Below are 25,302 nucleotides of genomic sequence, written 5' to 3'. Positions count from 1 at the left end.
TCTAAAAGCTCGCAATTCGTTTCTAAAAATATGCTTTAATGCTAAGAAGCAAGCGAATAATCATTGACTATGTCTCCAATTATCCATTCTTTACTAGATACAGACTTGTACAAATTTACGATGTTACAAGTGGTTTTGCATAAATTCCCGCAAACCCATAGTGTCTATCATTTCCGCTGTAGAAATTTAGAAGATACTGTCTATCCACTAGTAGATATTTTGGATGACTTAAATGAGCAACTCGACCATTTATGCAATCTCAAATATAAAGAAGACGAACTACAATATTTGCGTAAATTACGCTTTATAAAAAGTGACTTTGTTGATTATTTGGAACTCTTTCAACTAAAGCGACGCTTTATTCGGGCGAGCATCGATGCCGAAGGTCGTTTGGATATTCATATTGAAGGTCCAATGGTTCAAGCCATGATGTTTGAAATTTTTGTATTGGCGATTGTAAATGAACTTTATTTTAGCCGTATTAAAACTGATGAAGTATGGGCTGAGGGTGAGCGCCGTTTACAAGCCAAGCTTGAATTGATTCAGCAATATGAAAAAACTCAAAAACCGAATGACCCGCCATTTTTAGTCTCTGACTTTGGTACACGTCGCCGTTATAGCTTTGAATGGCAAAAACATGTGGTTGCTGCCTTTCATAAAACTGTTCCAAATGTGTTTCGTGGTACAAGTAATGTATTGCTTGCTAAAGAGTTAAACATCACACCAATTGGAACCATGGCCCATGAGTTTTTACAGGCGTTTCAGGCGCTTGATGTAAGACTGCGTGATTTCCAGAAAGCTGCTTTAGAAACATGGGTACAAGAGTACCGTGGCGATTTAGGAATTGCCCTAACCGATGTAGTGGGTATGGATGCTTTTCTAAGAGATTTTGATCTGTATTTCGCAAAATTATTTGATGGCTTGCGTCATGACAGTGGTGACCCCTATGAATGGGGTGATAAGGCATACGCGCACTACCGAAAATTAAAAATTGATACTAAAACCAAGATGCTGACCTTTAGCGATGGGCTTAATTTGCCAAAAGCATGGGAATTACACCAATACTTCAAAGATCGTTTTCAGGTGAGTTTTGGTATTGGAACCAATTTGACCAATGACATGGGACAAAAGCCGCTCAATATTGTGTTGAAATTGGTGGAGTGTAATGGTCAGTCAGTTGCCAAAATCTCTGATAGTCCGGGTAAAACCATGACTGATAATGATACGTTCTTAGCCTATTTACGTCAGGTTTTTGAAATCGAAGAACTTGAAGAAGTGGTTTAAGTAAAAGTAGTCCCGCTATTTTTAAAGGTAAGAATGCTGATATCTGATTTTCTGCTAAAGAGTTGCAGAAAATCAGAGTTTGTTAGATATATGCTTATGCTAATATGAAATTAAGCTGGTATAAAAAGAAACCATGACGATGACCCTCCCTGATTTTAAACTCGATTTATTAATAGAAGCAGAAGAGTTAGTGCCTTATTTAGGCAATGAATATATTCGCATTATAGATTTGAGCCGTGCGTCTGTTTATGAACAACTCCATATTCCACACGCCATTCACTTACAACCTAAATGGTTAGTGGCTCAACACGAAGAAGCTACGGGCGTTTTACCAGATGAAGCAGGTTTACAAGCACTTATTGAAAAATTGAATATTTCACCTAATCATCATGTTGTGGTCTATGACGATGAAGGCGGAGCGTGGGCGGGGCGTTTAATCTGGAATTTACATTGCTTAGGATTTACCCGCACCAGTTTAATTAATGGTGGTATTCATGCATGGCTAGGAGCAGGCTTGCCAACGATTGCCGAAATTGAAGAAATTCCTCGGGTTGATAATTTAATTCAAATTGATTTATCGCATGCTGCTCAGTTCCGAGTGAACTATGAAGAACTACGAAAACAAGTCGAACAAGAAAGTATTCAATTGTGGGATTGCCGGACAAGTGATGAATATAGCGGTGTCCGTTTAGCAGCGCGACGCGGCGGTCACATTCCAAATGCACTCCATTTTGAATGGAGTACTGCACTTAATCGTGAAAATCATCTAAAATTGCATCCGCTTGAACGCACGCGGCAGCGTCTTGAACAACTTGGGTTCGATTTAAAACAACCTGTGGTCGTATACTGCCAGTCACATCACCGTTCCGGTTTGGCCTATATCTTGGCTAGACTCTTGGGCTGGGAAGCAAAAGCCTATGATGGTGCGTGGAGTGAATGGGGCAATCGCCTCGATAGTCCTATTATTACTGGAGAATCACCGTCGTGAGTTTCACATCTCGATTAAAAAAAGAATTATTTATTAAAGTGCAAAATCTCGTTCCGCAGCACCAATTGAGCCGAGTGGTAGGTAAAGTTGCAGCGAGTGAAAATCCAGTTGTGAAAACTGCTGTTATTCATGCATTTAAAACCAAATATGGGATTGATTTATCAATTGCTGAGCAAGGCAATGCATTAAAATATAAGTCTTTTAATGAATTTTTTACTCGTGCTTTAAAAGATGGTGTACGTCTGGTTGACGAAAAGGCAGATAGCATCGTGTCACCTGCTGATGGCGCCATTTCTCAGATTGGTAAAATTACTGCGGGTGAAGTATTTCAGGCAAAAGGCCAAAGTTTTTCTGTAGAAAAATTAATTGGCGACCCACAACTTGCTCAGCCGTTTCAAGAAGGCGAGTTTGCAACGGTTTATTTGTCACCGCGCGATTACCATCGTGTTCATATGCCGTTTGCAGGCACATTAACTGAAACTTTGTATGTACCAGGTGAGTTATTTTCGGTAAATCAGGTGACGGCTGAAAATGTACCGGGACTATTTGCCCGTAATGAACGTATGGTGTGTTTATTTGATACTGAACTTGGCCGTATGGCTGTTGTTCTAGTGGGTGCAATGATTGTTGCAGGTATCGAAACTGTGGCGACAGGCAAGGTAAAACCTTCAGGTCGTATCGAATTACAGCATCATCAGTTGAAGCTAGAGAAAGGTGCCGAGCTTGGACGTTTTTATTTAGGTTCTACTGCCGTTATTTTATTTGAAAAAGATAAGATCGAGTGGGAACAACGTTTTAAAGCTGAGTCTGTTGTTGTAATGGGCGAGCGCATGGGACATACAGTTTAGTAAACCATATCACCCTTAGAAAATATATAAACCCTGAGTTTAATTATTCAGGGTTTATTTTTATTTAAATTATATAAAAGTAAAATATATAACTATTTTTGGATTTATATAATATGGAATATAATTGTTATTAAGTGATCTAAATGAGTACATTACATGAGCTAGATGATAAATATGTGTCTGAAGAGAGCAAAATATTAATATGATTGAAATTTTATAAACAAAAATAGAAAGAAATATTTAAGTTAGACTTAAGTCGTAATTTTAATTTTATTTAAAGATAAGGTATTAAATATAAAAAATTTATTCAATTCCTAGAACTGAGAATAATATTTTAGGTCATACATAAATAAAGCTTTGGCACAATGATTGCTAATTATTCAGCACCTTACTGTAATTTTCATATTTTTTAGGTTCTGAAATCATGTTAAAAGTTAAACGCCTGACAGCTTCGGTTTTATCTGTGCTTTGCATTTCACTCAGCCATGCCAATGATTTTAAAGTTTTAAATCAAATTTCAAAACAACCTACCCAACTTCAAAGTGGCGAATATAAAGGTAATTATTATGTTCCCTCTACCTTAAATACGATCACATGGGGTTATTTACCAAATCGGGATGCTAAACCCGTTCTTACTGTTCCGTCGGGTAGTGTCGTGACATTTGATACGGTTTCTCATGAAGGTTTGCTTGAAGACCAAGGACGTAATGCTGAAAAGTTCTTTCAATCGAAAGGTGTAAAAGCTAATGAAATATTGGAAGATGCAAAAACGATTACGCAGTCGAAATTAAAGCATGATTTTCATAAAGATGGACCACATATTGTGACAGGTCCTGTTGCAATTGAAGGTGCACAGCCCGGCGATATTTTGAAAGTTGAAGTACTTAAAGTGGAGCCGCGTGTACCTTACGGTGTTATTTCCAACAGACATGGTAAAGGTGCTTTAGCGGGAGAATTTCCTAAAAAAGCAAAACAAGAAAACGCCTCGGCTGAGCATCCTGAACACTATGGAAATGTCTCAATTTTCACCCCCATTGAAAAAAATGCTCAAGGTGAATACGAAGGGGTATTAAAAACAGAGTCGGGTAAATCAATACGTTTTCCGCTATATCCTTTTATGGGAATTATGGGCGTAGCAGCAAATACGTCTGAACCTGTTCACTCTGTACCCCCTGCACTGTATGGTGGAAATATTGATATTAATGAGTTAGGTGCAGGTTCAACGGCTTATTATCCTGTTCAGGTCAAGGGCGCGTTATTCTATACGGGTGATAGCCATTTTGCGCAAGGGGATGGTGAAGTAGCATTAACTGCTCTAGAAGCTTCCGCACGTGCGACGCTGAAATTTACCTTGCTCAAGGCAGGTAAAGACAAAATACCAGGCAAAGATTTAAAACAGCCTTTAGCTGAAAATGCTGAGTTCTGGATTACGCCGGGACTTGATGAAGATTTAGATGAAGCCATGAAAAAGTCTACACGTGAAGCCATTCGTTTCTTAAACCAAGAATACGGGATTGATGAGGCGACAGCATATGCGTATTTAAGTGCCGCAACTGATTTTGAAGTTTCACAAGTTGTAGATAAAACCAAAGGTATTCATGCAAAAATCAGAAAAGCAGATTTTAAAGAGTTTGAAAGTAAGTAATGAAAAAGGGAGCTGAGCTCCCTTTTTTAACTATTTAGTCCAACCATATTTTTTGAAAATAGCATTACCTTGCTGAGACGATAAAAACTCTACAAAGCGTTTAGCTTCAGCGTCTTTTAAACTATGTTTGGTTAAGGCAACACCTGTATCACGATAGACAACCAGCTCTGGTTCGATAGGAATAATTTGTCCAACGTTTGGGCTACTAATTCCCCAAATATTAAAGACTAACCAAGCATCGTAACTATTATTTTCTTCCCAGTTTTTCTTGGCAATACCTGTATTGGCTGCATAGGTGACGATATTCTTTCGAAAGGATTTTGTTAATTGAATATTTCCGGTTCTGCCAGCAATATCTTCCCACATGCCAACTTGACCTGCACCATGGGTCACTAAAACTTTAATACCGGGTTTAGCTAGGTCTTTAAATCCTTTAATATTTTTAGGGTTTCCTTGCCTTACTAAAATGGCCGCTGGACGTAAATATAAAGGTTCTACCGAGTCTTTTATAATGTGTTCAGAAAAAGCATTTTCGAAATCAGACATCATCGCTTCGGAACCACTATAGATAACATCGGCGTCTAGTTTCGCTTTTTCAGACCATTGAGAAGTAGGGCCAGACGTCACCTGAACTGCTATACCAGTTTTATTGGTGAATTGTTTGGCTGCTTCTTTCATGGCGGGTGCTGGCCCACCAGGACCATATACTTGTACATCTGCAAAGCTATGCATTGATAGAGAACCGAGAATAAGGTAAAGCAGGTACTGTATAAATTTATATTGTTTTGACATTTTGATTGCTATAGTAATTAAGAAAATATCAGCATATATTTTTTATTATTTAAATGTGATTAATTTTTGCAACGATATTTATAATGCGTTTCTTTAAAATATATTTTAATTAAATTTTAAGTGGTTATATAAAGGTAATTTATTTTACTTTGAATATAAATATTGATAATTTTATGGTAATTTATATTTTATAAATTGTTTATTTAAAAATATATAGTGTAAATAATAGAGGAGTAATCCCTTGATTAGAAAAAGTAATTCTTTTTTAAATACTTTACTTAGCTGTGCGTGTTTAGTGTCTGGCTCTGCTACGGCTTCTCCAATTACAGATTTGGATAAGCAAATTGTGAGCGAAAAACCGGGTTCAATATTGTCTCTAGAACAGCAAGATGTGACGAGTTTATTTCCTCATGCAGATCAGCGCTTATTAGTAAATTATCGTAGTCGAGGTATTCAGGGCGAAGCTATTGTTGCATCGGCTTTTATTTTATTACCTAAAGGCACACCTCCAAAAAATGGCTGGCCTGTACTTGCTTGGGCGCATGGTACGACGGGAGTTGCCGACACATGTGCACCTTCGGGTGATTATGTGGGCGGACCAGTTCATTCATACCAAGAAGTTGCTTCCAAAGCTTTAGATGCATGGCTTGCACGTGGCTATGCAGTTGTCGCACCTGATTATCAAGGTCTAGGTACATTAGGTGCGCATCCATATATGAATGCAAAGAGCCAGCTCCATACGGTGGTCGATGCTGTGCGGGCATTACATGTACTTAAGCCTAAAAATTTTAATAAACAGTGGTTGGTGATGGGGCACAGTCAAGGCGGGGCTGCGGCAATTGCCGTATCTGCCTATGGTCAAAAAGATGCACCCGAATTAGATTTAAAAGGAGCGATCGCTCTTGCGCCAGGCGGCTATCAATATGAGGGTATTGCAGAATACGTGAAAACTAATCCGAACCCAGAACCTAGTGTGGCTGCTTTTTTTCCGATTGTATTATTGGGAGCACAAGCCGCAGAACCAAGTATTGTTCCTGAAAATTTAGTTAGTCCAGAAATGAACACGGTGCTAACTCAAGCGCGCAGCCGCTGTTTATCTGAACTTCAAACTGATTTGAAGAAATCTCCTTCTAGCATATTTCGCCCTAATGCAGACTTAAAACCTCTTTTGGCTTATCTAAAACAACAGTCCATTGAAAATATGGTGCCGACCGTACCATTAATGATTGTTCAGGGTTCTAAAGATCATTTAGTCGACCCTAGAGGGACATCTGCTTATTATCAGCAGCTATGTAAATTAAAAAAACCGACCATCTATCAAACGATTGATGGCGGAGATCATCGCGATGCACTGCGTCAGAGCAATACTTTTGCCACTCACTTTTTAAACATAATCGAGAAAAATGAGACCAAGTCCTATTGCTCAACTTCTAAGTAATTGGGTTTAAATGCTACAAAAAAGCCGACTACTGATGAGCCGGCTTTTTATATTTGAAGAGGGATTTAGGTCATGTTATATAGTCTTTCTTTTGGAAAAACTACAGTAAACGTTGAACCTTCATTTTCTTTAGATTGCACATCTAAATACGCGCCATGTTGCATCAATACGTGTTTCACAATGGCCAAACCTAAACCTGTACCACCAGTTTGACGACTACGGTCGCTGTCAACTCGGTAGAAGCGTTCAGTTAAACGTGGTAAATGTTTTGGGTTAATCCCGATGCCTGTGTCTTGTACACTAAAGTAAGCGTGTTCACCGTCATCGTGCCAACCAATGGTAATGGTTCCACCTTTTGGTGTGTACTTAATAGCATTGGTAATTAAGTTACTAAACGCGCTGGCAATTTCCATGTCAGAACCAATCAGGTCACAGTGACTATCAATATGTAAATTGAGCGTGTGTCCATAATCCGCATTGTAGGCCTGAGCATCATCAAAGAGTTGATTCATTAAGCTCGGCATTTCAATAATCTGATTTTTTGCAACTTTCTTGTTGTTTTCTAAATTTGATAACAGTAGTAAATCATTTACCAAAGCATTCATGCGTTTGGTTTGTGACTGCATCTGATCAAATGCTCGTTTCCAGCGTGGACTAATATCTTCCTGATCGGTAAATGTCTCGATATAACCACTCAGTACCGTTAAAGGCGTACGAAGTTCATGAGAAATATTATCGACGAAGTCTTTACGCATTTGTTCAAGGTTGTGCATACGCGTAACGTCGTAAGCCACCAATAAACGACTTTCTCCACCAAATCTTGTGAGTTTAACCTGTACATAACGGTCATCATCAAAATTAGAGTGGAGCTTGATACCATCGGGTGCCTGATCAATATTGTTAAAATATTCAATAAAGGTCGGCTGGCGTAAAATCGTTAATAGATTTCGACCACGGTCGAGAGGGCTGATGCCTAACAAACGTTCAGCAGCAGGGTTCCACCATTCGATTTGATGTTGGTCATCAATCAAAACAACGGCTTCAGCAAGTGCAACCAAAGATGATTGAGCTCGGTCAATTAAACCGACCATTTCGGCCTGAACAATTCGCTCCTGACGCTGAGCACGGTAAACATTAAATAATAATGCCCCCCAAATCCCGTTAAGATTTGGAGGAACGTCATAAGGCTTATTCGCAATCCAGTCATTGACCAGATATAAAGAACGCAACTGGAGTGTAAAGAACACCACAAAGGCGATAAAAATACAGCTCCAGAAATACCCAAGGCCTAAACCGACTAAACCGGCAATAATTAGAAAAAATAATAAGAGCCGTAAATCTTGTTTGGCAAACGTCCATAAACTACTGTAGCGGGAAAGCTTTTGTTCACGTACCTGTTCGGGGACGGGGTAGGGTTCATACATAAATCTTGGTTAACCTGCGGCTAAATCTGCACGTGTTGAGAAGCGGTAGCCTGTTCCACGCACAGTCTGAACAAATCGGTCAACACCGAAAGGTTCTAAAACTTTACGTAAACGACGGATATGTACATCGATAGTTCGATCTTCAATATATACATTACCGCCCCACACCTGATCGAGCAACTGGGCACGTGTATATGCACGCTCTGGATGGGTCATAAAAAACGCAAGTAAGCGGTATTCAGTTGGACCCATATCTAAAATGCTGTTGCCAAAGCTAACACGCTGGCTTACAGGATCAAGAATTAATCCATTGGCATCAATGGTTTTTTCGCCACTTAATGCATTAGCACGACGAAGAACTGCCTTAATACGTGAAACCAGTTCACGTGTTGAGAACGGCTTAGTCATGTAGTCATCTGCACCTGCGTCAAGACCTTGTACTTTATGGTCTTCTTCTCCGCGGGCAGTCAACATAATGACCGGAATTTCTGCCAGGTTTTCATCTCGTTTTAAGCGGCGACATAAATCAACACCACTTACGCCTCCAGGTAACATCCAATCAAGCAAGATAAGCGCCGGACGTTGGTCGACGATAATTTGATGAGCTTGTTTGGCATCTTCTGCCTGTAAACACTGAAAGCCTGCCATGTCCAAAGAAGTATGGATCATTTCACGAATAGGAAGCTCATCATCGACAATTAAAATATAGTCATCTTTCACAGCGCAATATCCTATAGATTTAACGGTGAACCGTTTTGTAGTTATGACAGGCTTATTACAAAGATTAATTATGACAATTTCATTGCAGAAAAGTCTATAAAATTAAATTTAGCAATAATTTGTGACAAAAGTAAGGCAAAGGTATGACCAAATTGTGACACGAATACTTTAATTTTCTTAAAATCATTCAACAGGTTATCACTTGAATAGCTTAACTAGTTTTGCACATTTATGGCTGTCAAAAAACTTTAATATTATTTTGAAACTTGAGCTAATAAAGATAAGAAAACAATGCGGCACGCGGTTAAAACCTGCTCAAGAGACTGCTCAAACCCTCCCATGACCCATCGAATTGCAATTTGAGTGACATATCCATTTAAGCCAGTGGCGATTAAAGAGAGCTCATTTTCATGATGTTGAATTTGCGGCATGGTCAACATAACAAAGGCCTGAATCATGCGATCAAATTGCGCAAGTGTCTCTTGAATGGTGGCCTGATTATGTAATTCTTGGACCAAAACTGCGTCAACATAGACAATGCGAGCTAATCTTGGATCGTTTTTTAATGTCGTCAGAAGCGCTCTTAAGCCAGCATCCACCATTTTTTCTGGATCGGGTGTCGCTTTAATGACAGCTTGCATTAAGTTTTGCTGTAATTCTTCAATCATTTTTAAAAAGATGGTTTGGAATAAATCTTCACTCTTTTTAAATGATTCATAAAAATAGCGTTCTGTGAGTTTTGCTTCTTGGCAGACATCCTTGACGGTCACTGAAAAAAAACCGAGCGTTCCGTAGGTCGCAATACCTGCTTCAATCAGTTTTTCACGGCGTGCCTCTTTACGTTCAGATAGAGATAACCCTTTGAACTGACGTTCTTTACTCACAGTTTTTGTTTTCTTTTTACTGGTTGAGTCGTTTGTCGCCATAAATAAGTCGTGTCCTAATGAATGCTTTCCTAATTTATAGGTTTTGCCCAAATATGCTTACTATGATAAAGCTCTCAGCAGAATTGTGCCATTCTATCTGAAATTACAGTGTACTATATTGACAATGGATATTGTCAAAATTATATTGAAGAGGTCTGAATTGCACATGCAATGAACCGACTGTGCAAATTTCGAAAAACAAAGGATGGACAATGAAAAATTTTAAAAACAAAGTCGCTGCAATTACGGGCGCGGGTTCGGGCATTGGACAACAGTTAGCAATTCTTTTGGCAAAACAGGGCTGTCATCTTTCATTAAGCGATATTAATGAAAAGGGATTAGCGCAAACCGTTGAGCTTTTAAAACCGTATAGCGATATTACTGTTACCACTAAAAAACTTGATGTTTCTGACCGTGAAGCAGTAAAGCAATGGGCACAAGAAACAGTTCAAGATCATGGCTCGGTTAACCTGATTTTTAACAATGCTGGCGTTGCGTTAGGTTCAACTGTTGAAGGTGCGACCTACGAAGATTTAGAGTGGATTGTTGGGATTAATTTCTGGGGTGTCGTGTACGGAACTAAAGAGTTTTTACCTTTCATTAAGCAAACTCAAGATGGCCATATTATTAACATCTCGAGCCTATTTGGTCTGACTGCTCAACCGACTCAATCTGGGTATAATGCGACTAAATTTGCTGTACGTGGTTTTACCGAATCATTACGCCAAGAGTTAGATATTGAAAAAAGTGGCGTAAGCTCTTTGTGTGTTCATCCGGGCGGCATTCGCACCAATATTGCTAAATCTGCAAAAATGAGCGATAGCCTGAATAGTTTGGGTATGGACCCAACAAAATCGATCCAAAACTTTGACAAGTTACTACGTACTCCACCTGAAGAGGCAGCTCGTCAAATTTTACAAGCAGTATTGAAAAATAAACGCCGTTTATTGATTGGCAGTGACGCAAAAATTCTTGATGCTTTCCAGCGTTTATTCCCAACAGGATATCAACGTGCTTCTACGATTGTGACCAAGTTAATGAAATAATTTTTAAAGTAAAAAAGCCATCAAATGATGGCTTTTTTTATGAGGTTTAGTTAGTTCTAAATAAGAACTTTGATCTTCTTTTTCTTCCAGATAAATTGGTAATACAAGCCTTGAATAATACATAAACTGACAAATGCTAAGGCATAAGCAACCCAGATTCCTTTAAGCCCCCATATTGAACTAAACCAGTAAGCACATGGAATTTCAATAAATAAAATAGCAGAGATGTTTAACAGCATTGGAACGGTAACAGTTCCACTGGCACGCATGATGGATGCAAAAATGGCACCTGCACCAAAGAATAAAATTGCCCAAAGTACAATAAATAAAAGTTGCTGCCCTAACACCACCACAGTTGGGTCGGTAATAAACAAAGCCATTAAATATTTAGAAAATAGATAGCCAAGTGCAATTAAGGCACCTGTAAATAAGAAGTTCATTCCCAAAGCTGTGCGGGTTACTCGTGCTAACAGATCTGATTTGCCAGCACCAATCGCTTGTGCGGCAAAAATTGAAGCTGCAATTGAGATTGATAAAGCAGGGAATTGGATGTAATTGAGCACCTGATTCACCGCACCATACGCTGCTGTCGCATGCGAACCGTAATGGTTAACTAACCCAACAATAACCAAGCCAGCCATTGAGGTCGTAATCATTTGAATGCCGGTTGGAACGCCTAAGCGCAAAATGATTTTGCTCAGTTCTGGATTGTGACGGATATGTTGCAAAAGCTGCCGATTTGGTCGAAGCGGATGATTTTTCTTGTTTAGATAAATCGCGAGAAAAATCAAAATAGCCACATAACCTGTGATCGTTGCGATTGCTGGAGCAATAATCCCAAGAGCCGGTAAGCCAAAATAACCTTTAAGTAATATTGGGGTAATCACCAAACCAATCACACTGGTTAAAGCAAGGGCAATTAATGGGGTTGTACTGTCACCCACACCACGTAAAATTGAAGTGTAAATAATATAGACAAATAGAAGCGGGCTACCCGCCAGCATCCATTGCACATAAGGCAAAGAGAGATGCATCACCTTTGGATCCGTACCTAATAACTCTAAAATATCATGGGCAAAAAACACACCAATAATCGCGGTAATTACTCCCCCAATCAATGTCATAAACAGGGTAGAACCGACCACACTTTGGACTTTCTCTATATTTTGCGCGCCCCATGCTTGCCCTACTAAAACAGTCGTACCCGTTGAAATCCCGATAATAAAAGCGAGGAGCAAAAATAAAATAGGGAAAAAAACCGAGACGGCGGCAATCGCATCAACTCCCATCATTTGACCAACAAAGATGGTATTAATGGTTCCCGACAAGTTCTGCAAAATATTGGTTGCAATCAGAGGCAGCAAGAAAACAAAAAATGTTTTCCATAAATTTTGCTGATGAATTAAAGACTGTCTTGGTGGCATGTGTTCTCCATCGCCCATCTCTTTGATGAGCGGGGCAGATATCTAACTTAGCATAGTTGGAGCAAATGACTTGTAGTGTTTTTACTGTGCTAAGTAGCTAAATTTATTAACATTGATTCAGAATTTCTCCTGCTTTTTGCAGAGTTTCATCATTTTTAGCAAAGCAGAAACGAATCAGGCGTAAAGACTCCGGCGCTTGCTGGTAAAACACCGAAACAGGAATAGCCACAATTTTATGTTGCTCGGCAAGAAACTGGCACATTTCTACATCATTTAGGTCGGGTCTAATTTGACTGTAATCAAGATTTTGGAAATAAGTACCTTGAGATGGTTTTAGTAAAAAACGGCTATTGTGAATTGCCTGATTAAAACGATCTCGCTTAGTCTGGTAAAACTGCGAAAGCTCTTGAATATGTTCTGGATGCTGTTCCATATATTGCGCTAGAGCAATCTGACAAGGTGTCGTGCCACAGAAATTTGCATATTGGTAAATCTGGCGGAATAAACGCATTAACTCAGGTGAAGCGACACAGTAGCCTGTTTTCCAACCGGTCACATGGAAGGTTTTTCCAAAAGACCCAATTACAAAACTACGCTCTCTGAGCTCTGGAAAATGCAAAGCACTAAAGTGTTGTTGACCATCAAAGACTAGGTGTTCATAGACTTCATCGGATAAAACCACAATGTTTTTATCTTGAATCAGGGCAATCAGTTCTAACCAATCTTGTTTTTCCCAGATGGTGCCAGTTGGATTGTGAGGCGTATTCACCACAATCATACGGGTTTTGTCATTAATCAAATCTTTAACGTGTTGCCAGTTCACCTTAAAGTCAGGTGCTTGCAGGGCAATATGAACTGCCTTGCCGCCTGCTAACTGCACAGAAGGGCCATAGCTGTCATAACTTGGGTCAAAAATAATGACTTCATCACCTGTATTGATGCAGGCTTGTATGGCACAGAAAATTGCTATGGTTGCACCGGGAGTAATCGTGATTTGCGTTACAGGGTCAAGTTGAAGTTGGTCACGCTGCTGAAATTGTAAAGCGAGCTGTTCCCGTAAACCGAGAATACCATCGCCGGGTGGGTACTGATTATGCCCAGCTAAAGTCGCCTGTGATAAAGCTTCCAGTAAGGCTTGTGGTGCCGGAAAATCTGGAAAGCCTTGTGACAGGTTGAGAGCACCTAATCGATGTGCCATTGCCGTCATAGTACTGAAAATAGTCACGCCTTGAGTGGTCAATTTTGACTGTAGCTGTAGCATATTGTTCTCTTATTAAAAATATTTAAAGTTATAAAATTGATTCAATCACAGCCCGAATGACACCGAGTGTTAAACCAATAAATGCCCCGACCACAACGCCGTTCACACGGATCATATGTAGGTCGCCACCGACTTCGTTTTCAATTTTCCCGATCATTTCGCGCGAATCCCATTCATGAATGCGCTCGCTGACATATCGAATGATTTTATGGCTATATTGATCTGTAAAAGTCAGCGCAAGACCTGTCATTTCTTTATTCAATACTTCGCGTACTTTGGCATTTTGAACAAGGTTTTCACCCAATTGCTGAATAGCGGCCCGAAGGTTCATCGCAATACCAGAGTCTTTTTTTATTAAATCTTCTTTAATGGCATCACACAAAATGGTGACAGCGCCACTGATGAAATTTAAGACTTGCGGACTATCTAGAAGAGCATCTTTACCGCTGTTGAGACGTTGGCTAGCCACACTGTCGGGTTTTGCCAGCTCAAGCATGAGAGAGTGGGCAATGGTTTCAATTTCCTGTCGCCATGGGTGTTCAGGGTCTGCCAGCATCGATTCTACTTTTTCAACCAATGAGTCGATGGTGCGTTGTTGAACATCGATACCAATCCAGCTTGCGCCTTTTGCAAGTGACCAGACGCCAAGCGCCTTAAACATTTTTCGGGTTAATTCACGGGTTTTATCTGGGTTTTGTACCACCCACTCGTGGGCGATATCAAGTCCACGTTGTAAAACATCTTGGTGGAAATCATTTTCCAGTACCGCGCGTAGCATTTCACTTGCGAGTTTATTGACTTCAGTATTACGCACCCACTGCACACTATTGTTTTGCACAAAATTGGCAATTTGATCTTGACTAACAAACTCAAAAATTTTCGGTACGGTTTGCTGAATGAGCTGCACCACTTGGGTATTGTTTTGTGGGCTTGCCAACCATTGACCAATTGCGAGGCTTAAGTCAGTCTTTTCTAAGCTGCGTTCGACCACTTGAGGCGAAAGAAAATTTTCTTGTACAAAACGTCCCATTGACTCTGCAATGCGAGCTTTGTTGCGCGGAATAATCTCGGTATGGTCGCGTAAAAACTTAGGAATGGGTAACTTACCAAATGGGTTCCGAAACAGAACGGTAATCGCGTACCAGTCGGCTAAACCACCGACTACACCAGCTTCTGCCCCTAACATTAAAATATGAATAAAACCTGTGTACTCTGGCAGAAAACGATCAGCCACCATCAGTGCAATCCACAGCACAACGACAATAATAAGCGCTAGAGTAGCAAAATATTTGCTACGTTTAAGACTGGGCACGTGGTGGACTTCTTCTGCCATGTTCATAAATTTATCCTATTCATTTTTGTTTTACTGAGGGCTCGGGCGGTGGCAACAGCTCTCCTGTCGGACTCAATCCATATTTTTGTCCGATTGATTTCAAGATCAAGGTTGCATCAAAAGCGTCCTGAGGAGCCTGCTTTTGATCCCGATAACATTCAATAGTATACGACACTTGAACAGGGTCGATATTGACCACTTGTGGGTAATCATAGAACGGATCATGCCAGAAACCAGGGTAACGACGACCGTAACCATAGGGGTAAAAACTTGGCGCAGATGGATAAACCACGGCTTGACGTGGTGGTTTCTGACTCTGGTTACTTGGGTCATTTTGTACTTTAAAAAAGCGGAAACCTTTTTGTATGGTCGTTTGAGCTGATTTCACCAAAGTAATTTCTTCAGCTCTGCCATAACTCATATTAGGGTCGGCTTGAAAACTAATACGGAACGTTTGGGCATTTAGAGGATATGCTGAAAACTGGCCAAGCTGATCAAAGGTTCTTGGTTTACTTAGAGTCGTTGCACAAGCAGTTAAAGTTAAGGCAGTGCCTAAGGCTAAACAAAGAGAGAGATATTTCATGATGAACTCCCAGCTGAGCATTTTAAAAAATAAATGACTCAGCATTAAAAATGAAGAAGTTTTAAAAACTACTGTTCGGTTCTAATAAAAATTCGGTTTCCTCTGGCGTGGAAACACGTCCGAGAATGGCATTGCGATGCGGATAGCGTCCAAAGCGATCGATAATGACTTTATGCTTTTTCTCAAAACTTAAATTAATTTCATTGCCGAGGCGTTGAAAAAGTTTCAAGGCAAACTCATGGATCAATTTTGATTCACTATGCATAAACGGCATATATAAAAAAGAGCGTTGCTCTGGATTAAGCTGTGCATCTAATTGCAAGCTAATGGCTTCTTGTGACAAAGCTAATGCCAAGCTGTCATAGGCAAAAGATTGGGGCTGATCACGATAAATGTTGCGAGAAAACTGGTCTAGTACAATAATCTCTGCCAGACGGCCTTCAGCCGTTTTTCGCCAAGACCACAGTTCTGCTTGAGTTGCCTGTCGATGAACGTCAGAAAAATTTTCACGAATTTTTTTGTCAAAATCATCACTTTTTGCAAACCAAAGTGAACGGTGTTCAGGAGAAAACCAGAAGTTTAAAATGTCTTGATCGTTCATGATATTGACAACTCTTTAGCAATTATTCTTCAATAAAATCACAATTCTTTCGTGTCTTAAATAACAAGATTGTGATAAAAATTGCCAAACTGGAATGATGTGTTTATATAAATAGCCGTATCATCTCACGATTTTGTATATAGTGATCTTTAATAAGCGAGCAAATGCATGAGTCAACCCACTACACCCTCTCAATCAGTTATTCCTGCTTGGGTGGATTCGTCGCTACTACAAGGCATGTTACGTGGAATAGAGCGTGAAAGCCTACGTATGCAAAGTAATGGGTTCTTATCGCAAGAGTTACATCCAAAAGCATTAGGTTCAGCTTTAACACATCCGCAAATTACGACTGATTATTCAGAAGCGTTGATGGAGTTTATTACCTCACCTAAGCCAACCATTGGTGAAGCTTTGAATGAGCTCACCGATATTCATGCGGTTGTGCATCGTCATTTAGAAAATGGTGAAAAACTCTGGCCGCTTTCGATGCCATGTATGTTAGACGACAATGAAGAACGGATTCGCCTAGCACAATACGGCACTTCTAATATTGGTCGCTTTAAAACACTATACCGCCGTGGGTTGGGAATTCGTTATGGTCGTCGTATGCAGACGATTTCAGGGGTACATTACAACTTATCTTTTCCAGATACACTTTTTGCTGAGCTCCAGGCTCATGAAACTAACGAACAATTAAAATCATTAAGTTTGCAGGATTATCGTAGCCATCGTTATTTTGGTCTTATTCGTAATTTTATTCGTTTAACACCACTGGTTATGTTTTTAGTGGGTGCAAGCCCCACGGTATGTCGTTGTTTCTTAATTGGACATAAACATCAGTTGTTGCCTTTAATCAAAGGTTCATACTATTTACCGTATGCTACAGCACTCCGCATGGGACGATTAGGTTATCAAAACTCAGCTCAAAAAAGCTTAGGTATTCATTACAACAATTTGACTGGCTATCTGGATGGTTTACAAAAAGCCGTTCATTCTCCTTACCCACCATTTAGCCGTTTAGGGTTAAATGATGCCGCTGGTGAGCCGTTGCAAATTAATGATCATGTTTTGCAAATCGAGAATGAATATTACAGTCTTGTACGCCCAAAACAGGTGCCTCAAGCTGGTGAAACGCCGTCTCAAGCCTTGAAAAATCGGGGAGTGGGATATGTTGAGTTACGTGCTGTTGATGTAAATCCATACTCGGCAATTGGCGTTGATGAAACGACGGCAGGCTTTCTTGAAGTGTTAGCACTTTATTGTTTGCTAAGTGACAGTCCAGAGTTGTTAGGTCCTGAGCAAGACTTGATTGAGAAAAATCAGACCGAGGTGGTAAACCGAGGTCGAGCGCCGAACGCAACCATTACCGATTTAACAGGGTCATATCACATTGAAGATTGGGCACGTTTATACATTGCAAAAATGCAAGATTGTGCACAGTTACTCGATCAGACCTATGCAACGGAGCTGTATGGTTTAGCATTAGCCATCATGCAAGCACGAATTGATGAAGTTGATGAGACTTTGTCTGCACATGTTATTGACGATACGTTAAAGCATGGTGGAACTTGGAGTTTTGGTAGCCACATGGCACAGCTACATGCTGAAAGTTATGAGCAGCATGAGCTTAGTGTGGAAACTTTGAAACATTTTGAACAATTGGCTGCACAATCTTTACAGCAGCAAGAACAACTTGAGCAAGATACTCAGGTCAGTTTTGACCAATATCTTGAACAATATCGATAATAAAACGAGGTTTTACATGCGATTAAGTTACCGTTTGGTGAGTGGACTACTTGTTTTGGCAAGTATTGTCGGCATGTCTTTTGCGTTGTATCTGGAACATGTAAAAGGTTTAGAGCCATGTCCGCTCTGTATTTTTCAACGTGTTGGCTTAATGGCGATGGGCCTTGTGGCACTGATTGCATTTTTGCATAACCCGGTTTCCAACGCGATTAAACGCTTTTATGCTTTTTTGGCTGGCATCGCAATTTTATGGTCAGTCGGAGTAGCAGGTCGTCATGTTTGGATACAGCATTTACCAGCAGATCAAGTACCGAGTTGTGGACCGGGTTTAAACTATTTAGTTGAGGCTTTACCTATGAAAGCAGTTTTGCAAGAAGTGCTTTCTGGCTCAGGTGAGTGCGCTGCAATTGACTGGACCTTTTTAGGTCAATCTTTACCAGTTTGGTCATTGGTCTATTTCATTTTGCTATTACTGGTCTGTTTATGGCAGTTATTCCGTTTTTATCCAGTGTTTAAAACTGCTAAAAAAAGAGTTTAAACAGATTAAAAAAAGCCCAACTTGATGTTGGGCTTTTTTTGTTACTTTCGAATAAGTGAAAATATAAAAAAATTGATAGAAATAAAGCATAATTTTGTAGACAGATAGGTCTGTTTTTTATAAAGTGCAGCCGTTTTATATCCTTATGATTATAAAAAATGCTTTTTAATATCTTTAATGTTTTGGAAAAAATAGGGTTAAGTGCACAGAAACGCGCAATTCACGTGCAATTTTCTAATGAGTTGCTCAATAACCAAGTTTTCTTGCAACGTATCGAAGGCCAACATCAGCTAAATGGGGAAATTGAAGCTGAGTTAATTTGTCTTTCGACGAGTGCCCAAATTGCACTCAAGCAGTTTATAGGGGCACAAGTTGCTGTCGATCAGGTCACTGATTCAGGACAATTATTTCGAACTACGGGAATTATAACAGAAGCATGTTATGGCCAAAGTGACGGTGCGTTAACGCTTTATAAACTCACTTTAAAAGATGCGACAAATTTATGGCACAAACGCCGTAATAGTCGTGTTTTTATGAATAAAAGTATTATTGAAGTCACGGAAATTTTATTTAAAGAGTGGCAAGAAAAAAGTCAGCTTTTTGCGACAAGTTTAAATCTTGACCTTAGTGGGCTAAGCCAGAGTTATGATATTCGCCCATTTATTATGCAACACAATGAGTCTGACTATGACTTTCTGACGCGTTTGTGGCGAAGTGAAGGCATTAGTTGGCTGGTTGATGAAAAAGAACTTTTTGTTCCTCATTTTACTGCACCAATACAACCTCAAAAACTGAGACTCATTGATGACAATAGCCAGTACCAAGCTTTAGCACGTCGTAGCATTCGCTATCACAGAAGTAGTGCGACAGAATATCAAGATAGTATTACAGGTTTTGTTGCGGTGCGGACTTTGCAGCCGACTGCTGTACACGTGCAGCGTTGGCAACCTGATGCTCTGGCACATGAAGAAGGTGTAGGTTCAGTTATCACTACACACATGCATTCAGAGCAATTTGATTCAGCGAGTTTAAGCCTTGAACAAGCATGGCACATGAGCCCAGCTTGGATGCAAGATTTAAAAGGGGAAGATCAAGCTACCGCTTCAAGTAGTAATCAGTTAGAAAAATTAAATCAGCAATTTACGGATATGTATGCAAGTCAGGCCAAATATTTTAAGGCCTATAGTAGTGTCCGCGATAGCCAAGTCGGCTATTGGTTTAATCTACGCGAACATCCGGAAATTGATCAGCATGGAGGAGTGGACCAAGAGTTCCTGATTATTGCTAAAAATTTCTATAACCAAAATAACCTACCGAAAGATTTGCATCAGCAAGTTAGCCAGTTGTTAACTCAAAGCCGTTGGGATCAACATGGTTATGATGATATTGAGCGTCAAGGTAATGAGCTGACCTTAATACGCCGTCAAATTAAAACTGCACCTGAATATAATCCGGAACTGCATCGACCAATGGCCTACCCACAACGAGCAAAAGTCGTGGGGCCAGAGGGAGAAACCATTCATGTAGATGAATGGGGGCGTATCAAAGTACGCTTTCTATTTACCCGTAGTGATGATCATGGCCATGATGGTGGCGCAGGTAGTAATGACAATGATACGGACTCGGCTTGGGTTGATGTACTGACTCCTTGGGCAGGTGAAGGCTATGGAGCACGCTTCTTACCCCGTATTGGTGAAGTGGTTGTCATTGACTTCTTTGATGGCAATATTGACCGTCCATTTGTGACCGGACGCATCCATGAGGCACAGCGTTCACCAACCAAATTCGATGTAAAAGGACAGCTTCCTGATACTAAAAAACTGAGCGGGATTCGCAGTCAGGAAGTTAATGGCAGCGGGTTTAACCAATTACGCTTTGATGACACAACTGGGCAAATTAGTACCCAACTACAAAGTAGTCATGCAACGACGCAACTGAATTTAGGTAATTTGAGCCATCCGAAAGAACAAGCGACGAGCCAAGGTCGTGGAGAAGGCTTTGAGCTTAGAACAGATGCTTGGGGAGCTGTGCGTGCAGGTAAAGGTATGCTCATCAGTACCTATGCACAAGAGCAAGCTCAAGGACTTCACCTTGATGCGAATGAATCCAAACAGCAGCTTGAAGGCGGATTAAACAACAGCAAAGCTCTAAGTGAAGTTGCTAAAAATCAGCAAACAGATCCGTTGGAAGTTCTTGATCATTTAAAAACCTTTTTAGATCAGATTGAACAGCAAGACAAAGATAAAGCTGCTGCATTTAAACAAGCGATTATGGTGTTAAGTACGCCAAATAGTATGGCTCTTACGAGTAATGAAGACATCCATCTGAGTGCAGATGGACAGATTAGCCAAACTGCTGGTGATAGTATTAACCTAAGTACTCAAAAGAATTTGATAGTTCATGCCCAAAATAAGATAAGTTTTTTTGCTGCTCAAGATGGAGCAAAAATGTATGCGGGTAAGGGCAAAATTGAGTTACAAGCACAAAGTGATGGTACAGATATCATTGCGCGAAAAGGGATACAGATTATTTCAACAGAAGATAGAATCGAAATAACTAGCCCAAAAGAAATTATACTCACTGCGGACGGTTCACAACTCAAGATTAATAGTTCAGGTATTTTCCCTGTAACTGCGGGCAAGCTTGAGGTTAAGGCAGGTCAGCATTTATTTATGAGCGGCGCAAATATTGTTGTTCCAAAGATAAGCTTACCTACTATAAAAACACCTTTTAGTAATAAAATTAATTATAATTGGAATATAAATTCGGAAGGTAAAAAAGAACTATTTATTATAAATAAAAAGAACAATAGCCTTATTAAAACTCATAAAAATGAGCTTGATAAGAATAATAATTTAAGTTCATTACGGTTTTATACACCAGAAGAAGCAGACTTTACTGCAATGATTTTTAATTCGGATTATATTCAGTTAAGGCAAAATATACCTGATAGTGAAAATATTGATGAGCTTTTAGAAGAAAAACTTTTGTATGACGAAGAAAGCGATGATGTCTATACAGAAGAGGAATTTTAATTAATGAATAAATTAGTTACTATTACTACTAAGTTTTATGATAAATCTGGAAGTCGGATTATTGGTTTAGATGTACAATCTAGATATAAAGATTCATTAAATGCTAATAGCCAAACAACTGATAAACTCGGTCTGTTTGTATTTCAGGCTTCACCAAATAGAATTGTTGAGATATTAGCAAAGCCTCCTAATCAAAAAGATTATACAGTATTTAAAACGATAAACTCTACTATTCATTCCTCAGTAAAAAATCCTATTAAAGTCCAGTTGCCAAAAACAATTAATGAATATAAAAAAGTAAAGCAATCTATCTCAACTAAAGGAATTGTTAGTACTTTTTTTAAAATTTTTGATGTGAATGGAAAAGTTTTGAAAAATTTTCCTATTCAATCACGACCAAAAGGTAAAGGAAATTCACCCGATAAATATACAAATGATGAAGGCATAGTAGAGGTACGCTCATCACCTAATAGAGACATAGAGATCTTAGTATTAACATCAAATGATACATTTGTTTTAAAAAGTTCTATAAATTCAAGTAATGGGGTCTCTCAGCCAATTTTTATTAAATTAGATGAGCCTTATGAAAAATTTAAAAGTGCATCTACGATTAAAATTTTAGATCGAGATGGAAGTGACTACATTGTAGAAAAAACTAATGTAGAAATGTTAGTTGTAGAGAATGGTAAAAAACAGCTTTTTAGTATATCGAATGGAAAATTACCATTACAAAGCATGGTAGGACAGAAACTAGAATTTACGGTATATAAGCCTGATGGTAAGCCTTTAAAGACACAAACCTATATGGCAACACGAGTCAAAAACAACCCTGTTGAGTTCCATCTGGATGTAGATATAACAAAAGGCAGTACGGCACAGAATAATCCAGAGATTAATAAGAAAGTTAAAGTTGATATATTAATTACAATGGACCAAATGAAAAAAATGTGGCCAAAAGCTTCAGCTACAAAAATTCAACCAATTTTAGATGAATTAAATAGCGATTTAACGGGCTATAAATTGGATACTAGATTGAGGCAAGCCCATTTCATGGCTCAAGTTAGGCAAGAAGTTGGTAGCTCTTTTTCACTGAGAGAACAAGTGGAATATATGGGGCCAACGGCATTGAAACAAATTGGATATTATAGAACTCATCATAAACAAGCAGATATTGATGGATATAAAAAAGGCCAAGGACCAGCAAATGGAGAAGTAATTGCTAATCGCATGTACGACGATAATTATCGTAGCGCTAAATATAAATTAGGTAATACTTCTCCTGGTGATGGTTGGAAGTATTTAGGCCGAGGACTAAAACAATTAACAGGAAAGAATAATTATCAAGATTTAACTAATATGTACTCAACTATATGGCCTGGAGAGAAAGTCGATTTTGTAAAGAATCCTGAATTAATTGAACAACCAAAATATGCAGTTAGATCTGCTATTAGATTCTGGTTGAAATTTAAGCTTTATGATGTTGCTGATAAGGGTGCTAATGGAGAACAGGTAGATGCCATCACAAAAGTAATTAATGAAGCTACAAATTCATATGCTGATCGACGAGCACATTTTGTTCAGGCAAGAAAGATTTTTATTTAATATAGTGTTTATGAAATGAAAAAATATTTTACTAGTATTCTGTTTGTTATATCATCTCTAATATATTCTCAGAATTTATTTGCAAAGGATCAATGTAATATTGATCAAAAAGTAAATTTAAATATATTTAAGAAAAATGATTATAAATTCTATAATTATATATGTGAATCTTCAGAAGGTTCATATCTTAAAAGTTATGTAGGAGATCAAGAGAAAAAAGTATTTGTTGGTGATTATTCTGATTTTGCAGCTAAAGAGAGTCCTAAACTTTTAGCTGTCAGTATTTATCAATCAAATAAAAGAAAACCTCCTATATTAATTACCCTTAACTCATCATATTACTGTTGTACTCCACAAATTGAAGGTGAAATTTATCAAGTTAACCTATATCAAATTAATAAAAATAAGATTTTAAATCTAAAAAATATAACAAATATATTAGGTAGTAATGCAGAGGGTTTTGAAGGGATTGCAGAAGGAAAAGTCTATTATAAATATAAAACTATTTCTGAAATTAAAAAATGGTTAGATAAAAATTATTGATGGATTTATGATCTTGAAAATAATTTAAATATAAAGAAGCCCAACATAAGTTGGGCTTCTTTTATGTCTCTACAATTCCATCTAAATCTTCGAGCGTATAGTTCGGCATATCAATAATATGGGTCTGAATACCTTCTTGCACATAATCATTAACATGAGGATATAACCAGCGAGTAATTTGTTCGGCAACACTTGAGTGATACTGAATTTCAAAGTGATTTAAGCCATAAAACACGGCTTTATGAGAGTCTGGAACTTTGAGTTGAAAACGTGGATTAGGGTGTTCACCTAGCGCGCTTTTTACACTCACCAAATAGTCGCCAATCACAGTAAGTGCTTTATTACGGACCTTTTCAAACTCGAGGGTTCCTGCCACTAAAAAAGTATTGATATGGGAAGGTAGCGGAGCAGGGGCACGGTTATCATCCATCATGCCAATACGGGCATCCATATATTCCCAGTCGTCATCACGAACGCTGCCGTGGCGTAGGTCTAAAATGCCGTTGCTACGAATATTAACCAGTTGACCAATTAAGCCCACAAAAGGGAAAGCCCCAAGTTTATCTTGTATGGTAAAGCCAAAGCGTTCCAAGACTGCGCCATGATGTGGAGAGCCAATGCATACCAGATTCTCGACCATATGGATCCATTGATACATATTTTGTTTGCCATAAAACAAAGCACTACGTGAAACCAATCCGCCCATACTATGGCCAATGATATCAATACTGGTAATTCTTGGATTACGTTGTACCAAGTCTTCTAATAAGTTTGAAAAACTACGCCCATTGGCTGAAATGCGTCGACCGGTATTGTAATTTAAATACAGCATCGTGTTATGGTCACGTTGAGCTAACAGGCGCTCCCCAATACCGCCATAATGTGCGTTTGACCAAGTCAGATGATTCATACACAAACCATGGACCAAAATTACAATACGTCCCGCAAGTTCCCCTTGTTGAATTGCACCGTAATGATCGTATAGCACCATGGGTAAGGCGAGTGGACTGTGCTGTTTAAGCAGATAATCCCCAAAAATTCCATTCAAAATTCCGACTAAAAAATGTAGGCTTGGGGTGAGTGGTTTTTCGTGAAGTGTCGGATACTTTTCAATAATATGACGTAAACTTGGCGCTAAAAAACAGCTACCATATTTTTGTAAAGCGCCATAAGAAAATTGATATGCCTTTTGCACAAATGGTCGTTTTTGAAAGTTTTTTGCATTTTGTGTGCTAATACCAAAAGCATTTTTTAATACTTCAATATTAATAACTTGTATTAATTCATGTACACCATTTAAGCTGGTACTGAACAGTTGAGCTAAACCTTCTAGTACGTCTGCCTGACTCGGTGGCGTACGATCCCATTTACAATAAGTTTCATGTAGTGGTGTTAAGCTCGGCATATCTTTTCCCCATATACGTTATAACCGACGTTTTAAGCTGTACTTTTTATCAACGGCAGTAAACGTTTCCATCTTAGTAGTTTAAATAACACATTTTTTTAAAATACTGATGAATGGTTA

21 protein-coding genes are annotated in these 25,302 nt (G+C 38.9%); 11 read left to right on the top strand and 10 right to left on the bottom strand.

Annotated features, from left to right (window positions below; genetic code table 11):
• Positions 1 to 69 precede the first annotated feature (69 nt).
• The 4 genes from pncB (at position 70) to ACINWC141_RS11725 (ending at position 4,765) form a co-directional block, all read left to right on the top strand.
• Positions 70 to 1,284: a nicotinate phosphoribosyltransferase gene (pncB, locus tag ACINWC141_RS11740; protein ID WP_034678459.1), complete on the top strand. Its 1,215-nt coding sequence runs from the start codon at positions 70 to 72 to the stop codon at positions 1,282 to 1,284.
• A gap of 139 nt (positions 1,285 to 1,423) precedes the next feature.
• Positions 1,424 to 2,272 (top strand): sulfurtransferase, encoded by an 849-nt coding sequence (locus ACINWC141_RS11735; protein WP_009391366.1) that lies wholly within the window; start codon positions 1,424 to 1,426, stop codon positions 2,270 to 2,272.
• Positions 2,269 to 3,120 (top strand): archaetidylserine decarboxylase, encoded by an 852-nt coding sequence (asd, locus tag ACINWC141_RS11730; RefSeq protein ID WP_009391371.1) that lies wholly within the window; start codon positions 2,269 to 2,271, stop codon positions 3,118 to 3,120. The genes ACINWC141_RS11735 and asd overlap by 4 nt, the downstream gene beginning before the upstream one ends.
• 424 nt (positions 3,121 to 3,544) lie before the next feature.
• Positions 3,545 to 4,765, top strand: a complete 1,221-nt coding sequence (locus ACINWC141_RS11725) for an acetamidase/formamidase family protein (protein WP_009391331.1) — start codon at positions 3,545 to 3,547, stop codon at positions 4,763 to 4,765.
• A 30-nt stretch (positions 4,766 to 4,795) separates the two neighbouring features.
• On the opposite strand, the gene ACINWC141_RS11720 is transcribed toward ACINWC141_RS11725, so the two are convergent.
• A complete protein-coding gene (locus ACINWC141_RS11720; protein ID WP_034678457.1) occupies positions 4,796 to 5,557 on the bottom strand; it encodes an AcfC family putative adhesin in 762 nt (253 codons plus the stop codon).
• A gap of 241 nt (positions 5,558 to 5,798) precedes the next feature.
• On the opposite strand from ACINWC141_RS11720, the gene ACINWC141_RS11715 reads away from it, so the two are divergent.
• Entirely contained in the window at positions 5,799 to 6,995 is a 1,197-nt protein-coding gene (locus ACINWC141_RS11715) for an alpha/beta fold hydrolase (protein WP_009391359.1), read from the top strand.
• A 65-nt stretch (positions 6,996 to 7,060) separates the two neighbouring features.
• On the opposite strand, the gene phoR is transcribed toward ACINWC141_RS11715, so the two are convergent.
• The 3 genes from phoR to ACINWC141_RS11700 form a co-directional block, all read right to left on the bottom strand.
• Complete coding sequence (gene phoR, locus ACINWC141_RS11710; RefSeq protein ID WP_009391354.1) at positions 7,061 to 8,419, bottom strand: phosphate regulon sensor histidine kinase PhoR; 1,359 nt, start codon at positions 8,417 to 8,419, stop codon at positions 7,061 to 7,063.
• A 9-nt stretch (positions 8,420 to 8,428) separates the two neighbouring features.
• Positions 8,429 to 9,139 (bottom strand): phosphate regulon transcriptional regulator PhoB, encoded by a 711-nt coding sequence (phoB, locus tag ACINWC141_RS11705; protein WP_000650776.1) that lies wholly within the window; start codon positions 9,137 to 9,139, stop codon positions 8,429 to 8,431.
• A gap of 254 nt (positions 9,140 to 9,393) precedes the next feature.
• Entirely contained in the window at positions 9,394 to 10,065 is a 672-nt protein-coding gene (locus ACINWC141_RS11700) for a TetR/AcrR family transcriptional regulator (RefSeq protein WP_009391386.1), read from the bottom strand.
• A 212-nt stretch (positions 10,066 to 10,277) separates the two neighbouring features.
• On the opposite strand from ACINWC141_RS11700, the gene ACINWC141_RS11695 reads away from it, so the two are divergent.
• Positions 10,278 to 11,111, top strand: coding sequence for an SDR family NAD(P)-dependent oxidoreductase (locus tag ACINWC141_RS11695; RefSeq protein WP_009391374.1), 834 nt, complete (start codon positions 10,278 to 10,280; stop codon positions 11,109 to 11,111).
• Positions 11,112 to 11,167: 56 nt separating this feature from the next.
• Here the strand turns inward: ACINWC141_RS11695 and ACINWC141_RS11690 are convergent, their stop codons facing one another.
• The 5 genes from ACINWC141_RS11690 to ACINWC141_RS11670 form a co-directional block, all read right to left on the bottom strand.
• Entirely contained in the window at positions 11,168 to 12,535 is a 1,368-nt protein-coding gene (locus ACINWC141_RS11690) for an MATE family efflux transporter (RefSeq protein ID WP_009391384.1), read from the bottom strand.
• Positions 12,536 to 12,641: 106 nt separating this feature from the next.
• Positions 12,642 to 13,796, bottom strand: a complete 1,155-nt coding sequence (locus ACINWC141_RS11685; RefSeq protein ID WP_009391379.1) for a pyridoxal phosphate-dependent aminotransferase — start codon at positions 13,794 to 13,796, stop codon at positions 12,642 to 12,644.
• Positions 13,797 to 13,824: 28 nt separating this feature from the next.
• Positions 13,825 to 15,135, bottom strand: coding sequence for a DUF445 domain-containing protein (locus ACINWC141_RS11680; RefSeq protein WP_009391380.1), 1,311 nt, complete (start codon positions 15,133 to 15,135; stop codon positions 13,825 to 13,827).
• 13 nt (positions 15,136 to 15,148) lie between these two features.
• Positions 15,149 to 15,712: a CC0125/CC1285 family lipoprotein gene (locus tag ACINWC141_RS11675; protein WP_009391362.1), complete on the bottom strand. Its 564-nt coding sequence runs from the start codon at positions 15,710 to 15,712 to the stop codon at positions 15,149 to 15,151.
• A gap of 61 nt (positions 15,713 to 15,773) precedes the next feature.
• On the bottom strand, positions 15,774 to 16,313 hold the full coding sequence (locus tag ACINWC141_RS11670) for a DUF924 family protein (protein ID WP_009391373.1): 540 nt from the start codon (positions 16,311 to 16,313) through the stop codon (positions 15,774 to 15,776).
• Between the two features lie 168 nt (positions 16,314 to 16,481).
• Between ACINWC141_RS11670 and gshA the strand changes: the two genes are divergently transcribed.
• The 5 genes from gshA to ACINWC141_RS20390 all read left to right on the top strand — a co-directional run bounded on the left by gshA (position 16,482) and on the right by ACINWC141_RS20390 (position 23,777).
• The gene (gshA, locus tag ACINWC141_RS11665) at positions 16,482 to 18,059 is read left to right on the top strand and encodes a glutamate--cysteine ligase (protein ID WP_009391334.1); all 1,578 of its coding nucleotides are present in this window, start codon (positions 16,482 to 16,484) and stop codon (positions 18,057 to 18,059) included.
• Positions 18,060 to 18,075: 16 nt separating this feature from the next.
• The gene (locus ACINWC141_RS11660) at positions 18,076 to 18,597 is read left to right on the top strand and encodes a disulfide bond formation protein B (RefSeq protein ID WP_009391350.1); all 522 of its coding nucleotides are present in this window, start codon (positions 18,076 to 18,078) and stop codon (positions 18,595 to 18,597) included.
• Between the two features lie 158 nt (positions 18,598 to 18,755).
• Positions 18,756 to 21,632, top strand: coding sequence for a type VI secretion system Vgr family protein (locus ACINWC141_RS11655; RefSeq protein WP_009391398.1), 2,877 nt, complete (start codon positions 18,756 to 18,758; stop codon positions 21,630 to 21,632).
• Between the two features lie 3 nt (positions 21,633 to 21,635).
• A complete protein-coding gene (locus ACINWC141_RS11650) occupies positions 21,636 to 23,234 on the top strand; it encodes a glycoside hydrolase family 19 protein (protein WP_009391365.1) in 1,599 nt (532 codons plus the stop codon).
• 15 nt (positions 23,235 to 23,249) lie between these two features.
• On the top strand, positions 23,250 to 23,777 hold the full coding sequence (locus tag ACINWC141_RS20390) for a hypothetical protein (protein WP_009391364.1): 528 nt from the start codon (positions 23,250 to 23,252) through the stop codon (positions 23,775 to 23,777).
• A 61-nt stretch (positions 23,778 to 23,838) separates the two neighbouring features.
• Here ACINWC141_RS20390 and ACINWC141_RS11640 read toward each other — a convergent pair whose 3' ends face one another.
• Complete coding sequence (locus tag ACINWC141_RS11640) at positions 23,839 to 25,182, bottom strand: alpha/beta fold hydrolase (protein WP_009391427.1); 1,344 nt, start codon at positions 25,180 to 25,182, stop codon at positions 23,839 to 23,841.
• Positions 25,183 to 25,302 lie beyond the last annotated feature (120 nt).

This window comes from Acinetobacter sp. WC-141 (genome assembly GCF_000313935.1).
GTDB lineage: Bacteria > Pseudomonadota > Gammaproteobacteria > Pseudomonadales > Moraxellaceae > Acinetobacter.
The sequence above is the reverse complement of the archived record's forward strand: the minus strand, read 5'-3'. Positions and strand labels throughout refer to the sequence as shown.

Bases quoted from the DNA above. Each gene is read 5' to 3' on its own strand.
- ACINWC141_RS11720 (WP_034678457.1), bottom strand. From the start codon at position 5,557: ATGTCAAAACAATATAAATTTATACAGTACCTGCTTTACCTTATTCTC.
- gshA (WP_009391334.1), top strand. From the start codon at position 16,482: ATGAGTCAACCCACTACACCCTCTCAATCAGTTATTCCTGCTTGGGTG.
- ACINWC141_RS11660 (WP_009391350.1), top strand. From the start codon at position 18,076: ATGCGATTAAGTTACCGTTTGGTGAGTGGACTACTTGTTTTGGCAAGT.
- ACINWC141_RS11655 (WP_009391398.1), top strand. From the start codon at position 18,756: ATGCTTTTTAATATCTTTAATGTTTTGGAAAAAATAGGGTTAAGTGCA.
- ACINWC141_RS11640 (WP_009391427.1), bottom strand. From the start codon at position 25,182: ATGCCGAGCTTAACACCACTACATGAAACTTATTGTAAATGGGATCGT.
- ACINWC141_RS11650 (WP_009391365.1), top strand. From the start codon at position 21,636: ATGAATAAATTAGTTACTATTACTACTAAGTTTTATGATAAATCTGGA.
- ACINWC141_RS20390 (WP_009391364.1), top strand. From the start codon at position 23,250: ATGAAAAAATATTTTACTAGTATTCTGTTTGTTATATCATCTCTAATA.
- ACINWC141_RS11685 (WP_009391379.1), bottom strand. From the start codon at position 13,796: ATGCTACAGCTACAGTCAAAATTGACCACTCAAGGCGTGACTATTTTC.
- ACINWC141_RS11725 (WP_009391331.1), top strand. From the start codon at position 3,545: ATGTTAAAAGTTAAACGCCTGACAGCTTCGGTTTTATCTGTGCTTTGC.
- ACINWC141_RS11690 (WP_009391384.1), bottom strand. From the start codon at position 12,535: ATGCCACCAAGACAGTCTTTAATTCATCAGCAAAATTTATGGAAAACA.
- pncB (WP_034678459.1), top strand. From the start codon at position 70: ATGTCTCCAATTATCCATTCTTTACTAGATACAGACTTGTACAAATTT.
- ACINWC141_RS11670 (WP_009391373.1), bottom strand. From the start codon at position 16,313: ATGAACGATCAAGACATTTTAAACTTCTGGTTTTCTCCTGAACACCGT.
- ACINWC141_RS11695 (WP_009391374.1), top strand. From the start codon at position 10,278: ATGAAAAATTTTAAAAACAAAGTCGCTGCAATTACGGGCGCGGGTTCG.
- ACINWC141_RS11735 (WP_009391366.1), top strand. From the start codon at position 1,424: ATGACCCTCCCTGATTTTAAACTCGATTTATTAATAGAAGCAGAAGAG.
- phoR (WP_009391354.1), bottom strand. From the start codon at position 8,419: ATGTATGAACCCTACCCCGTCCCCGAACAGGTACGTGAACAAAAGCTT.
- ACINWC141_RS11680 (WP_009391380.1), bottom strand. From the start codon at position 15,135: ATGAACATGGCAGAAGAAGTCCACCACGTGCCCAGTCTTAAACGTAGC.
- ACINWC141_RS11675 (WP_009391362.1), bottom strand. From the start codon at position 15,712: ATGAAATATCTCTCTCTTTGTTTAGCCTTAGGCACTGCCTTAACTTTA.
- ACINWC141_RS11700 (WP_009391386.1), bottom strand. From the start codon at position 10,065: ATGGCGACAAACGACTCAACCAGTAAAAAGAAAACAAAAACTGTGAGT.